At 51.0% G+C, this 12594-nt stretch carries 14 protein-coding genes; 3 read left to right on the top strand and 11 right to left on the bottom strand.

The genetic code is table 11. The features are described from left to right. Window positions 1-2: 2 nt before the first annotated feature. From BN348_RS05865 to rsmA, 8 genes are all read right to left on the bottom strand, one after another. The gene (locus BN348_RS05865; protein ID WP_040196884.1) at window positions 3-563 is read right to left on the bottom strand and encodes a hypothetical protein; all 561 of its coding nucleotides are present in this window, start codon (window positions 561-563) and stop codon (window positions 3-5) included. Window positions 564-1044: 481 nt separating this feature from the next. Further along, window positions 1045-1845, bottom strand: coding sequence for an ATP-binding cassette domain-containing protein (locus BN348_RS05860; protein WP_040196883.1), 801 nt, complete (start codon window positions 1843-1845; stop codon window positions 1045-1047). A gap of 11 nt (window positions 1846-1856) precedes the next feature. Further along, window positions 1857-3395 carry an ABC transporter permease/substrate-binding protein gene (locus tag BN348_RS05855; protein WP_040196881.1) on the bottom strand — a complete coding sequence of 513 codons (1539 nt, stop codon included), beginning with the start codon at window positions 3393-3395 and terminating at the stop codon, window positions 1857-1859. A 2-nt stretch (window positions 3396-3397) separates the two neighbouring features. Beyond that, on the bottom strand, window positions 3398-4009 hold the full coding sequence (locus BN348_RS05850; protein WP_040196879.1) for a 4Fe-4S binding protein: 612 nt from the start codon (window positions 4007-4009) through the stop codon (window positions 3398-3400). Between the two features lie 608 nt (window positions 4010-4617). Then, complete coding sequence (locus tag BN348_RS05845) at window positions 4618-4800, bottom strand: hypothetical protein (RefSeq protein WP_040196878.1); 183 nt, start codon at window positions 4798-4800, stop codon at window positions 4618-4620. A gap of 65 nt (window positions 4801-4865) precedes the next feature. Then, the gene (locus BN348_RS05840; protein ID WP_040196876.1) at window positions 4866-5303 is read right to left on the bottom strand and encodes a hypothetical protein; all 438 of its coding nucleotides are present in this window, start codon (window positions 5301-5303) and stop codon (window positions 4866-4868) included. A 15-nt stretch (window positions 5304-5318) separates the two neighbouring features. After that, entirely contained in the window at window positions 5319-5504 is a 186-nt protein-coding gene (locus tag BN348_RS05835) for a hypothetical protein (protein WP_040196875.1), read from the bottom strand. Between the two features lie 136 nt (window positions 5505-5640). After that, entirely contained in the window at window positions 5641-6495 is an 855-nt protein-coding gene (rsmA, locus tag BN348_RS05830) for a 16S rRNA (adenine(1518)-N(6)/adenine(1519)-N(6))-dimethyltransferase RsmA (protein ID WP_040196874.1), read from the bottom strand. A 142-nt stretch (window positions 6496-6637) separates the two neighbouring features. On the opposite strand from rsmA, the gene BN348_RS05825 reads away from it, so the two are divergent. After that, a complete protein-coding gene (locus tag BN348_RS05825; RefSeq protein WP_040196873.1) occupies window positions 6638-7129 on the top strand; it encodes a deoxycytidylate deaminase in 492 nt (163 codons plus the stop codon). Between the two features lie 306 nt (window positions 7130-7435). Here the strand turns inward: BN348_RS05825 and BN348_RS05820 are convergent, their stop codons facing one another. Next, entirely contained in the window at window positions 7436-8101 is a 666-nt protein-coding gene (locus BN348_RS05820; protein ID WP_040196872.1) for an HD domain-containing protein, read from the bottom strand. Window positions 8102-8503: 402 nt separating this feature from the next. Here BN348_RS05820 and galE point away from each other — a divergent pair, with 402 nt between their 5' ends. Further along, entirely contained in the window at window positions 8504-9511 is a 1008-nt protein-coding gene (galE, locus tag BN348_RS05815; RefSeq protein ID WP_040196871.1) for a UDP-glucose 4-epimerase GalE, read from the top strand. 310 nt (window positions 9512-9821) lie between these two features. Here galE and BN348_RS05810 read toward each other — a convergent pair whose 3' ends face one another. Then, entirely contained in the window at window positions 9822-10862 is a 1041-nt protein-coding gene (locus BN348_RS05810) for a LacI family DNA-binding transcriptional regulator (RefSeq protein ID WP_040196870.1), read from the bottom strand. A gap of 250 nt (window positions 10863-11112) precedes the next feature. Continuing rightward, entirely contained in the window at window positions 11113-12189 is a 1077-nt protein-coding gene (locus tag BN348_RS05805) for an FkbM family methyltransferase (protein ID WP_052446760.1), read from the bottom strand. 114 nt (window positions 12190-12303) lie between these two features. On the opposite strand from BN348_RS05805, the gene BN348_RS14135 reads away from it, so the two are divergent. Continuing rightward, window positions 12304-12594 (top strand): hypothetical protein (locus tag BN348_RS14135; protein WP_207641735.1); only part of this gene is annotated, 291 nt, incomplete at its 3' end.

Here is a 12594-nt window from a genome sequence, read left to right as displayed (position 1 = left end):
CTTTATTCTTCCAGAAACTCCAATGAATTCAGCACCTGATTGAGATCTTCTTGCGGATCGTAATCGACATCCGCATTGTAAGAGATGCTGACCTCGCCAAGACCATGATCCGTATCAAAATAATATACATGAATCCACATTTCTGCCGGATTTGGATTTAAATCCAGATCTAAACCCGGATCTGAATTGATACATTTCATGACAACGCGGTACATTTGACGTCCCCCGATTACACATTCATCCTTCACTATATCTTCATAGGAAATTGTTCCGACCGATTGTCCCGCCAGTTCTGCTCTCTTTTTCGCCTCCGGAACATTTGTATGAACTGTCCGGTCGGTATAGGCTACACAAAGTCCTGCTTCACTGGGTTTTATTAGAAAAACAATGCCGAAATAATCCGCTCCATTATCGGGATGTTCCGTTTCCATTTCCCAATCTGCATACGGTGTAAAACGATAAACATTTGCGGTGATGGGCTCGCCCTTCTGCCTGGAGCTGCAGCCGGTCAGTACCATACTGATAAAAACAAACGCCAGAATAACACGGAAACACTTTTTCATTTCAAAAGCCTCCTCTTTAATGGAAAGAATGGTCTACTATTGCAAAACGTTTCTTCTCGGCAGGAAATTGAACCAATCAGCAGCGTTCTCCATTCTGGAATCCGCTTCTTCATTCTGAATGAAAGGATGTTTCCCACAGAGAAATCCTTTTATTTTATTATATACTACAGATGTAGAAAAGTAAACACCTTTTTGAATAATTTATTAATTTTTCTACATCTGTAGTATATTTGTTTCTCTCGCTCCAACTTCTAAGCGGGCTGACCGAAATGCTCTGGTATGCTGTGGACAGATGACCACATGGGGATAATATCTGCGGTACGATAAAAACAGATTGCATACGGGTGGTATACTTCTTTATGACGGTGTTCATCGTTTTAATTTGGCATAACGTTCCATCATATGGTTTCATGAACAGAAAAAAGGACGGGCATCGCCATCTTTCAGGCGTCCCCGTCCTTTGCTTCCTATCATCGGTGCATTATTCTATGGCGCTGGATGCGCCGCTGTATGCGCAGTCCAAAAGCTTTTCCTCCGGCAGACGGCAGACACGGCGTTCCTTCTCCACCAGCCGCCTCACAAACTCCGTCGCCGGAGCATGCAGGAGCACATCGGGCGGCGCGTACTGCTGGATCACGCCATGATCCATGACCAGCACCTTTGTGCCGAGCTTCAGGGCTTCCGAAATATCGTGGGTGACAAACAGAACCGTGATGCCCGTTTTCTCGTAGATCTGTTTCAGTTCCACCTGCAGCTGTCCGCGGGTGATCTCATCCACGGCCCCAAACGGCTCGTCCATCAGCAGCAGGTCCGGGGACGCCGCAAGCGATCTGGCAATGCCTACCCTCTGCTGCTGCCCGCCGGACAGCTCGGACGGATAGCGTTCCTTCAGCTCCTCATCCAGGCCGACAATCTTCATCCATTTGCTGACGGCGTTCCTGGTCCGCTGTTTATCTCTCTTGTTCAGCAGGTTCGGGACATAGGAAATGTTCTGTTCCACGGTCATATGCGGAAACAGCACGCTGCCCTGAATCGCATAGCCGATGTTTCTGCGCAGCTGGATCATATCCTTCTCCTCAATGTTCTGCCCATGCAGCAGGATGCTGCCGCCGGTCGGCTTGATAAGCCCATTGATCATCTTCAGGATGGTCGTCTTCCCGCAGCCGGACGAGCCGATGATCGTGACAAACTCCCCCTGTTCGACGGACAGATTGAAGTGTTCCAAAACGACCTTGTCGCCATATGCCTTTTTGACATCTTTGAATGCAATCACAGTATTCATGCTGCGCCTCCTCACTGTAGTAAGCCCGCATTTTGCAGAAAGGCTTCCGCAACGGCTCTGGGTTCCTTCCCCTCCGTCTCCACCTCGTAGTTGATCTGCGCCATGGCGTCGTCGGACAGGATGCCGGTCAGCTTTTCGAAAACGCTCTCCAGCTCCGGATGCCGCTCCAGCACCTCGGTGCGGATGACGTTTCCGCACAGGTAGGATGGATAGAAGCTCTGGTCATCCTCCAACACGACGACATCGGACACGCTGAGCTGTCCATCCGTTGTAAAGATGACCATGACATCGATTTTGCCCTGGTTGATGGCCTGATATTTCAGCCCGATATCCAGATCCACGGTGTTTTTGAAGCGCAGGCCATAGGTTTCACACAGCGCGTCATAGCCGTCCTCACGCTCGAAGAAATCATATTCCGCACCGAAGGTGAGCTGACCCGCGGCCGCTTTCAAATCGGAATAGGTCTTGAGCCCGTACTGTTCCGCGATTTCACGCCGGACTGCCAGGCCATAGGTGTTGTTGAATCCATACATGCCAATCCACTGCAGCTGCAGCTCGTCCTGATATGCGGCCTGCATCTCGTCGAACAGGTTCTCTGTATAGAGCCCTTCCCTTTTCAGGACCATATTCCAGCCGGTGCCCGTATATTCGGGGTAGAGATCAAATTCCCCTTTTTCCATGGCAGGCTGGATGTTGGAGGTTCCGCCGCCGACGCCCTGTGTCAGCTGCACATCCAGCTCCGTGTCCTGCTCAATCAGGATATCGAGCATCTCACCGAGCACATACTGCTCAGTCATCGGTTTGGTCGCAATGTGGATGGTGTCCTTCTTCTGGGACGCAAGGATGCCGCCGCCGACAACGCCCGCGCACAGAACCACCGCAGCTACGGCAAGAATCCGGTTCGTCCGCTTCGACTTGGCGGAGCGTTTCTTCATCCGTTTCTCTATGAAGCCGAGGATCACATCCATGATCAGCGCAAGCGCCGCTATCAGCAGGCTTCCCAGCATGGTCATGGCCGCGTTGTTCGTTGTGATACCCCGATAGATCGCAACGCCCAGGCCGCCGGCTCCGATGAAGGAGGCGATACCCGTCAACGCAATCGTCATCGTGACCATGTTGCGGATACCCGACATCACGACCGGCATGGCAAGCGGAAGCTTGATTTTAAAGAGGATCTGCAGCCTTGTGCTTCCCATGCCCTTTGCCGCTTCCAGCAGCGCCGGGTCAATGTTGGTGATGCCCGTGTGGGTGTTGCGCACCATCGGCAGCAAGGCGTACACCGTCAGGGCAATGACCGCGGTGGCGTTGCCGATTCCTGAAAACGGGATTAAGAAACCCAGCATCGAAATCGATGGGATCGTGTAGAGAAAATTGATGACGCCCAGCGCGGGCTTTGAGGATTTTTGATATTCACTGATCAAAATGCCGACAAGCCCGCCGACAACAATGGCGATCAGGATCGCAAGCAGCGAGATTTCCAGATGCTCCCACGCCAGATTCAGAAAAAATCCGGTGCGCTGTGTGAGCATCGACCACATTTCTTGTAACATTTTTACACATCCCTTCTCTGAATGGCCCCGGCAGGACAGGCTTCAACGCAAAGTCCGCAGTGCAGGCAGTGTTCCTGCCGGATGAGATAGGGATTTCCCGCCTCGATACATGCCTGCGGACAGCTTTGCAGGCATGTCCCGCAGCCGATGCAGTCTTCCGTGATAACGAACCCTTTGACAGGCTTTGGGGCGTTTCCGATCGCAAAGCTCTCCCGATAGATCGGCGTTTTCCCCAAATCGAAGAATTCCAGCTGTCCGGCTTCAATACAGAAGGGTTCCAGTATGTACCGGCTCTGACCGGGATACACCTCGTTCATGACCGGGTTCTCCTCAAAGATACGGTCAATCCATTTCTTTTGTTCCCGAAGCTGTTCGGCCTGCCCGCTCAGCCGCACCATCTGAAAATTATGGTTCATGGCGGTGACGGCTGTCCACCCCGTATCCAGCAGCTGCCGGTAGAAATCCTTTCCCCGTGCGGTACAGAAATAAAGCCGTTCATCCTCGACGAGCATGACATCGATGATACGGACCTGCGGCCTTCCCTCCCCGTCGACCGTGGCGAAGGCGGCATCCTTCACCGTGCGCAGTATCTTTAAACAATCCTTTGCGGTCATGATCTTTTCCTTTCTGCAGAGATGCCTGCATTTCGTTATCCTTATCTTATCATAAAGCAGTGGAAAATAGAAGTCAAGTAGGCACTTTTCGGAAACTATCTGTCGCAAAAAGTTTTTTTCTCCAGTGAAAAAACGAACATGGAAATAACCGCCTCTATCCAAGTGCTGCTTATTCCATATAATTTGACTGCCGGTCTTCAGCAAACAGTCACCATGCAACTTACAATTGGAGCCACCAGTTGCAGCGCTATCCTGTGGTAAAGATGGTTTTTCCGCAATGTCCTTTTCCCTCAGAATGATTCTACAGCCGTTCTCACTCACAATCAAAACCATCAGTTGAACTGGTGGTATGTTCCAGCCTTGGAAGGGGGCTGTCCTCTTAAAAGGCACTGAATAATTCGTCAATCGCATCGCACGCACTGCAGCTGTTAAAAGCAGTTTATCTCTCACAGCTTCTCACTTTGTACGAAATGATTGTTGTTCTTCGCTTCCCTTATCCTGAAAGCTAAAGCTTTGTGTTCTCTCCGCAGAACCGGTGGCTTTGTTACGCTAAAGCTGCAAAAAGAGCGGGATGAAATGATATTCCATCCCGCCCTTTTTTTGCTGTGTTACTTCTTGTTGACCTCAACAAAACGTCTATTGTAGCATACGTTCCATTCGTTCACCAGCGGCACGCGGCCTTCGCCCCGTCCGTTTATCTGCGTGATCGCCTGGGTGATATACGTCGGATAAACATATTCATTTGGGTCAATCTTGGTGTCATTTCCCCTGATAATCTTTTCATCTGACATGTTTTTTTCTCTCCAGTCTGCACAAAATACCATTGATATGCTGATTTTAAAAAATCAGCGCCTGGCTACAGGTAGCGTTTCATCTCCTCGATGTTCTGCTGCTGACATTTGACGACATCCCTGCCAAGCTTCACGATATTGGAATCGCAGTGAAGATGGCGTTTGAGATGTCCCGTCATCTTGACAATTCCCATGGTATTGCCCTCGATCACCATCCGTGCCATATGCGGCGTATCGTGCTGGATGATCGTGTTCATGGCAATGCCCGTTTTCACCGAAAATTTCTCCATGGCGCCGACATCCTTCGGGCTTTTCTGATATCCCTTCAGCATGTCTTCCGCCTGACCGCAGTAATTTAAATAGCGGTCCCGCTGTGTTTTCAGCTCATTGTAAAGCTTGTTGTTGTTGTCGACCTTCGGCAGCAGCGCATCGATGGACTCCATGCCCATATGCGCATTTTGATAGATTTCGTCCAGAAGCTCGATATCATCCTTTTTCTTCATGCTGTCCCTCCGCGTTTAATCCTTGCCGGGCATTTCATTCTTGGCCCGGTAGCTTTCCAACGTCTGTTCAATCGGGTTCAGCGCATAGTTGTGGGAACCATAACGGTTCTCGATAAGTGGGCTGAAGCCTTCATAGCATTTCAGGTCGTTGTTTACGCGGTTGGCATGTTCCACATTTTTTTTGCGATCTCTAAAGCTCATAAGTCTGCACATCCTTTCTATATTTCGTGCAGTTTTATTGTTCGCTTTCGGCGGGAACATATACAGACAAAAAAACAGATATTCTCTCCAAAAACGGAGAAAATATCTGTACGATTATCCTGTGTTTTCTGGCAGCTCAGGCATGAAGATTCTGGTAAATTTTTTGAAAATCAAGCATCGAAAGCTGTTCGGCCCGGCTCGACGCTGCGACACCCGCACGCTCTAAAGCTTCAGACACCTTCTCTTTTGAAATGCCAAGCGAAGAGGAAAGCGCGTTGAGAACGGTCTTTCGCCGCTGCGAAAACGCGGCCCGCACCACCTGAAAAAACCACGCTTCATCCGTGACCGCAATGGGCGGTTCTTTTCGGATGTCCAGCCGGATAACCGAAGAATCCACATCCGGGGACGGCAAGAAGCTGCCGCGTGAGACATGGAACAGCAGCCTCGGTTCGCTGTAATACTGCACGGCGATGCTGACCGCTCCAACATCCCGCGTGCCGGGCTTCGCACAGATGCGCTTCGCAGCCTCCTTCTGCACCATGACGGTGATCGAATCGATTGGAAGCCGCTCCTCCAGCAGCGTCATGATAATCGGCGAGGTGATATAATACGGCAGGTTGGCACAGACGGCGACCGGCATATCCGGAAATTCCTCCGCAATGAGTTTTTTCAGATCGACCTTCAGCACGTCCTCATTGATGACGCGGATATTGTCAAACCCGCTGAGCGTTTCATCCAGCACCGGCATCAGCCGGCTGTCCAGCTCGATGCAGACCACCTTGTCCGCACGGGCGGCCAGCTCCACCGTCAGCACACCGACGCCGGACCCGACCTCGATGACGCCTACGCCACTTTTCGCGCCGCCCTCCTCGGCAATCCTTGGACAGACCGTCGGATTCACCAGAAAGTTCTGCCCAAGCCCTTTGGAAAATCGGAATCCATGCCGGCCAAGCAGTTCCTTGAGTGTGGAGATGTTGGATAAATTCTGCATAGCTGCCTCCTGCAATCATATTTTTTGAAATTCTCTTCCATAGTATAGCACAGATTTGACAAAACTGCACGTACATATTATGATAGAGGATAAAGAAACGTACCGGGCGTTGTGTCCGGACAAAGAGGAAGTGAAATGCAGTATGGAACGCAGAGATAAAATCAACTATTATTTGGATATCGCGGAGACCGTAGCGGAACGGGGCACCTGCATCCGGCGGAACTTCGGCGCGATCATCGTCAAGCACGACCAGATCATCTCGACCGGATATGTCGGCGCGCCGCGCGGACGCAAAAACTGTTCGGACCTGGGCGTCTGCACGCGGGAAAAGCTCAACATCCCGCGCGGCGAGCGCTACGAGCTGTGCCGGTCGGTGCACGCCGAACAGAATGCCATCATCGCCGCCAGCCGCAACGATATGATCGGGGGGACATTGTTTCTGGTCGGCAAGGAATACGGGACCGGAGAGATCGTCAAGGATGCCAATCCCTGCGCAATGTGCAAACGCATGATTATCAACGCCGGTATTCAGACGGTCGTCGTCCGCGATACCAAGGATGAATACCGGACAATCGACGTCAACGAGGCCTGGGTTCTGCAGGATGAATCCCTGGATGGACTGCTTGGATATTGACAGCAGTTCCCCGGCAGTAAAAAGGCGGCTGAACGGCCGCCTTTTTTCATGCTTTCAAAACGCATCTTACGGTCTTTCTGTATGGATCCCGGTCTGTGTCTCCCCTTGTCTGTATCCTTCTCAGTCCATATCTATCCTGATCTGTATCTTTCACTGGATGTATCTCTTTCAGTTTCATTGACAAGTATACAGAATCGGCTTGAAACCGTAAAAATATCACTCGGGTACCAATAGCCACAGACAATATCAAACCAGGATTATGAGATCCATCACACTGAAAAAAGTATTTCATCAGAATGGAAGTTATCACAGCAGCGCCGTGCCGTTCACATTCAGCCGGAACTGGCACTCCAGAAAGTCCGCCGCGCGCCTGCACAGCAGCATGCGGTTCAGGAAGATTTCGAAGTAATCCACCACCGAACAGATCTTCGTGTCGATCTTTAAATCCAGCGTGATGCTGCGCGTGTCGGCGTCCAGAATCAGCCTCGAATCTTCAACCGCGTAGTTGACCCGGTCATGGATGTCGAAGGTCGCAAAATCGCGGTTGCGCACGCGGGTGCGGCGCACATCGCTTTTATCCGCCAGGATCAGCGCAGCCGCGATTGGGCTGACCGCAAAGGCGGTTTCCTCATCGTGGTTGCCGATGGCCGCAATCACCGTAGCCACCTCATCCGGCGGCATCTTCATCCGGTCAAGGATGCGGAACGCCATCACCGCGCTGCTCTGCGCATGGTCCACCCGGTTGATGACGTTGCCGATATCGTGCAGAAAACCGGCGATCTGCGCAAGCTCGGCTTCCCGCTCGGAATATCCCAGCCGGATGAGCAGATCCTTCGCCGTTTCGGCAACCTTGGTGACATGCGCAAAGGAATGCTCTGTGTATCCTTGTTTTTCCAGCGCTTCATCCGCTTTCTGGATGTAGGTTTTGATCTCGGCATGATTCTGAACCTGCTTAAATGTAACATGGGACATGTGTGTTCCTCACTTTCGAAAGTTTTTTCCAAAACAAAATTTTTGTGCGCTTTTCCTATAAAAAAATCACGATATTTTTAAATTCAAGCATAAAAGAACGGTTTATCGGGGATTCTATTCTCTATCTTATTATATAATTTTCAATCGTAAAATAAAAGCCATCTTTCTAAATTCTTTTCGTTTTATGTATTATTGTTGCGAGATAATAGATTTATCTATCCACTTTTCCAGAATTGATTGACAGCGTCTCAGGATGTGTTATACTGGGTTTGTAAACAAAAGGCACTCAGAAAACTGCTGTATCGTGAAAAGGCCGTCAGGCGGTAAATTTGTCAGTCTGGCAGCTTGTTGGAATCCATCATAACGATCGGCTTCACTGGAATCAGAAAAGGAGTGTTTTCTATGGCAATCTTAGTGACAGGCGGCACAGGTTATATCGGTTCCCATACCTGTGTGGAATTGCTGAACGCCGGCAAAGACATCGTTGTTGTTGACAATTTCGTCAACTCCAAACCGGAAGCGTTAAACAGAATCAAGGAGCTGACCGGCAAAGAGGTCAAATTCTATGAGGTTGACCTGCTGGACAAGGAAGCCCTTGAAAAAGTGTTCGCAGAAAACAAGATTGATGCGGTTATCCATTTCGCCGGCCTTAAGGCAGTCGGGGAATCGGTCCGCATCCCTTTGAAATACTATCACAACAACATCACAGGCACATTGATCCTGTGCGAGGTCATGGAGAAATACGGCTGTAAGAAGATCGTATTCAGCTCCTCGGCAACCGTTTACGGTACACCGAAATCGGTGCCGATCAGGGAGGATTTCCCCCTTTCAACCACCAACCCGTACGGCAGCACCAAACTGATGATCGAGAACATCCTGAGAGATCTGTATGTTGCCGACAAGGAATGGAGCATTGTGCTGCTTCGCTACTTCAACCCGATCGGCGCGCATAAATCCGGCCGCATCGGCGAGGATCCGAACGGCATCCCAAACAATTTGATGCCCTATATCGCGCAGGTTGCAGTCGGCAAGCTGGAATGCCTGAGCGTTTACGGCGACGACTATCCGACACCCGACGGCACCGGCGTCCGCGACTACATCCATGTTGTGGACCTGGCGCTTGGACATCTGAAAGCGGTCGACAAAGTCCTGGCAACGGACGGCGTCATGACCTACAATCTCGGCACCGGCAACGGTTACAGCGTCCTTCAGGTGGTTGCAGCGTTCGAAAAGGCAAGCGGCGTTTCAATCAAAAAGAAGATCGCTCCCCGCCGTCCCGGCGATATCGCGGAGTGCTATGCTGATCCGACCAAGGCAAGGGAGGAACTCGGCTGGGAAGCTACCCGCGGCATCGAAGAGATGTGCGCCGACACTTGGCGCTTTACGCAGAACAATCCGAATGGTTTATAATATAGCAAATCTTAAGAGGCAAAATGAAAGCAAGAGAATATCCCGCGTCAAAGTGGCGCGGGATATTCTTTTTTTGTGTTTACAGGTGCGCATCCTTTCATTATATTAATAAGGAAGAAACCTGTCGATGGAAGGTGAACCATCCTCCATATTATAAAAAAGAATGCTCCTGCCTTCAGTTTGGAGCATTCTTTAAAATTCTGTAGAATTGCCGGCAATAATTCCTTTAAAATCCTTTTGCCAATTTGTATTGGTCAATTTTCTCATTCGTTTTATAATAACTTGGGCAGCTAATTCTGCCAAAGAGCTGTCAATTCGTCTGAACAGAAGCCTGCTGCACCTCACGGCAGCTTTCCCGCTCAATCAGCTTTGCTTTAAAGATGACGTGCTGGTTGGTATTCTTTTTATAGATCAGATCAAACAGGATTTTGACGCTCTGCAGCGCCATCTCTTCACCGGGCTGCGCGATTGTCGTGATCGACGGGGTCGAATATTCGCCGAGATCGATGCCGTCGAAGCCCATGACCGAAATGTCTTCCGGGATGCGCAGTCCCCGTTCCAGAATCGCGCGGCTCGCGCCGAGCGCCAGAAAATCGGAAATCGCATAGACGCAGGTGATGCCCTCGCAGCGGTCCAGCAGACGGTTCATGGCGATATAGCCGGACTCCAGAGTGAATTCACCATGCTCCAGCAGGTTTTCATCAAAATCGATGCCGTTCCTGACCAGCGCCAGACGGTAACCGTCCAGACGCAGCCGGCCGATACTGGTATCGTTCTGGCTTGCCGCTATGATCGCGATCTTGCGATGGCCCAGCCTGCAAAGGTAGTTGACCGCATCGAAGGATTCCTTCGTATCGTTGATCGAGACGCTGGAAAAGACATCCTTGTCCACCTTATCACTGTCAACCATAATGGTGGTCAGCACAAACGGGACCTTCAGCTGCAGGAAACGATCCTGCGAGTGGCTGAAATTACCGCCCAGAAAGATCAGGCCTGCCAGCCTTTTTTCATTGACCAGGCTGATGGCGTTCGCAATCTCATCGTCGTTGATGTCAACCTGATGCAGCGTCATCGTATAATCGTGCTTGGTAATCTCGCTTTCAATCACCTTGATCATCCTGGAGAAGAACGGGTTGGTGATGCCCTTGACCAGCACACCGATGGTATTGGAACGCGTTCTTTTCAGGTTGCGCGCGCTGTTGTTCGGGATGTAGTTGTACTTGTTGATGACCTCCATAACCCGCTGCCGGGTATGCTCGTTGACATATGGTTCGTTATTGATGACGCGGGAAACCGTTGTAAGCCCCACGCCTGCCAGATTTGCAATATCCTTCATGGTTAAAGTCTTCATAACTACCTCTTTCAGCCGTCCTGATTTCTGCCGACACAATATGAATAATATATGTAATATTGTAGAATATCTAATCCAATTTGTCAATAATAAATGGGATATTTTTATCGATTCCAGTGGATTCCGGTCATTTCAACACCGCACAGCCATATAGGAATGCGTCTCCCTTCTCCAGCCGTTCCGGAAACACCTGACGCGTCTGTTGGATGCCAGCCGGGTCCTTCGGATTTTCCTTCTGTCCTCATCGGGTTCATCGCCGCGCCGCGGCGTATAAATTGGTCTCCCACGCCGGAATATATGGATGATGCCTCAGATAGATACTGCAGTCCTGATCCAATCGGTGTAAGAGCAGCGGCAGCGCAAACAGATCCTCGTTGCGGTGGTAGGCGGAAATCATCCAGTTCGGGTGATGCCGCCGGATCGTTTCGGCTGCGCCCTCAAGCGCCCGATACTCGGCGCCTTCCACATCCATTTTAATCAGGGTCGGGCATCTGTCCTGCAAAATATGATCGATCGAATCCACCGGCACCTGAATTCCGCCGTTTTCGCCGAGCGCAGAGTTGCGGCCCGCTTTGCCCTGGAAGGACAGCGTGTCTTTCCCGGACCAGATGCCAAGGTTTATCGGGATAACGCGCTTCCATCCGGCCTTTTCAATATGCTGCAGGAGCTTTTGATAGTTCTTCGGGTCAGGCTCGGCCGCAAGGATGCTTTCGAATTGTCCCTTTGTGTATTGGAGGAACTCCTCAATCGTATCGCCGTCATACGCGCCGAGATCGACAAACACCTCCCGTTCGTCGACGTTGAGCAGGCTGGTATAGACCTCTGCCTTCGGCGTGGTGACCTGCTGCAGGTAATCGATCTTCCCGCTGAGCTTGTAGTTGACCGTCGCCGCAAACACCCGGCGGGACTGCTCGTCCGCCATCAATTCATAGGCACTCCGCAGTTCGGATGCGTGTTCCCTGACATAGGCCGCGTTGAACAGGCCGCCCCCAATCACCGGCACATCCGGCGCATAGAATTCGGTATGCCGCCGCATCCATTCAAACCGTTCGATCAGCCTTGAGTCCGCGCTGCCGAATGCCAGCAGAACGATGCAGCGTCCGTGCTTCTTCAAAACATCGCCGAACCGCAGAACCTCGTAGCCGCGGAATGAGTGGCCGCGCACATATTCGTCGCTTGCAAAAACATCGGCTATCGGGATGCCGTAAGCGGCGCATACCTTCATAATCTTATCCGCGCCGTCTCCCATCCCATACAGTACGACCGGTTTTTCCGCGCGCTGCAGGCGCTGCCAAAGGTCTTCCTGTTCCGTTATAAAATCCAGCAAGCCGACATTCCTCCCGTTTTTTCGCAATACGATATATAGTATACCACAAAGCACTGGGGATTGACAAGATATTCCCGCGAAAACCTGTCATGAAACGCAGAAGGACGGCATGCGTTGCCGCACGACGTCCTTCTGCGTTTCAGTTTCTTAAACCCGGTGTGGGCTGGTTTTTTATTTTTGCGGGATGGTTGTTGTGTCGCTGAGACTCAGCAGTCTTCCAGTTACCGCCAAGTTCCGCTTGGAATCTTGGATACTGTTCTGTGGTGGCGCGGCTGCTGTACTTTATTTGTCAAGGGCTCCTTAGCAAGGTGGATTTGTACCGCTGAAGCTCAGTGGCCTTACGCTGTTTACCAAGTGGCACTTGGCAATGTGGCAGTTACTTCTTTGCCGGCCAAAGAAGTAACC

The organism is Candidatus Soleaferrea massiliensis AP7 (assembly GCF_000820765.1).
GTDB classification, from domain to species: domain Bacteria; phylum Bacillota; class Clostridia; order Oscillospirales; family Ruminococcaceae; genus Soleaferrea; species Soleaferrea massiliensis.
This window is presented reverse-complemented; position numbering and strand designations above follow the sequence as displayed.

Bases quoted from the DNA above. Each gene is read 5' to 3' on its own strand.
- BN348_RS05865 (WP_040196884.1), bottom strand. From the start codon at position 563: ATGAAAAAGTGTTTCCGTGTTATTCTGGCGTTTGTTTTTATCAGTATG.
- BN348_RS05860 (WP_040196883.1), bottom strand. From the start codon at position 1,845: ATGAATACTGTGATTGCATTCAAAGATGTCAAAAAGGCATATGGCGAC.
- BN348_RS05855 (WP_040196881.1), bottom strand. From the start codon at position 3,395: ATGTTACAAGAAATGTGGTCGATGCTCACACAGCGCACCGGATTTTTT.
- BN348_RS05850 (WP_040196879.1), bottom strand. From the start codon at position 4,009: ATGACCGCAAAGGATTGTTTAAAGATACTGCGCACGGTGAAGGATGCC.
- BN348_RS05845 (WP_040196878.1), bottom strand. From the start codon at position 4,800: ATGTCAGATGAAAAGATTATCAGGGGAAATGACACCAAGATTGACCCA.
- BN348_RS05840 (WP_040196876.1), bottom strand. From the start codon at position 5,303: ATGAAGAAAAAGGATGATATCGAGCTTCTGGACGAAATCTATCAAAAT.
- BN348_RS05835 (WP_040196875.1), bottom strand. From the start codon at position 5,504: ATGAGCTTTAGAGATCGCAAAAAAAATGTGGAACATGCCAACCGCGTA.
- rsmA (WP_040196874.1), bottom strand. From the start codon at position 6,495: ATGCAGAATTTATCCAACATCTCCACACTCAAGGAACTGCTTGGCCGG.
- BN348_RS05825 (WP_040196873.1), top strand. From the start codon at position 6,638: ATGGAACGCAGAGATAAAATCAACTATTATTTGGATATCGCGGAGACC.
- BN348_RS05820 (WP_040196872.1), bottom strand. From the start codon at position 8,101: ATGTCCCATGTTACATTTAAGCAGGTTCAGAATCATGCCGAGATCAAA.
- galE (WP_040196871.1), top strand. From the start codon at position 8,504: ATGGCAATCTTAGTGACAGGCGGCACAGGTTATATCGGTTCCCATACC.
- BN348_RS05810 (WP_040196870.1), bottom strand. From the start codon at position 10,862: ATGAAGACTTTAACCATGAAGGATATTGCAAATCTGGCAGGCGTGGGG.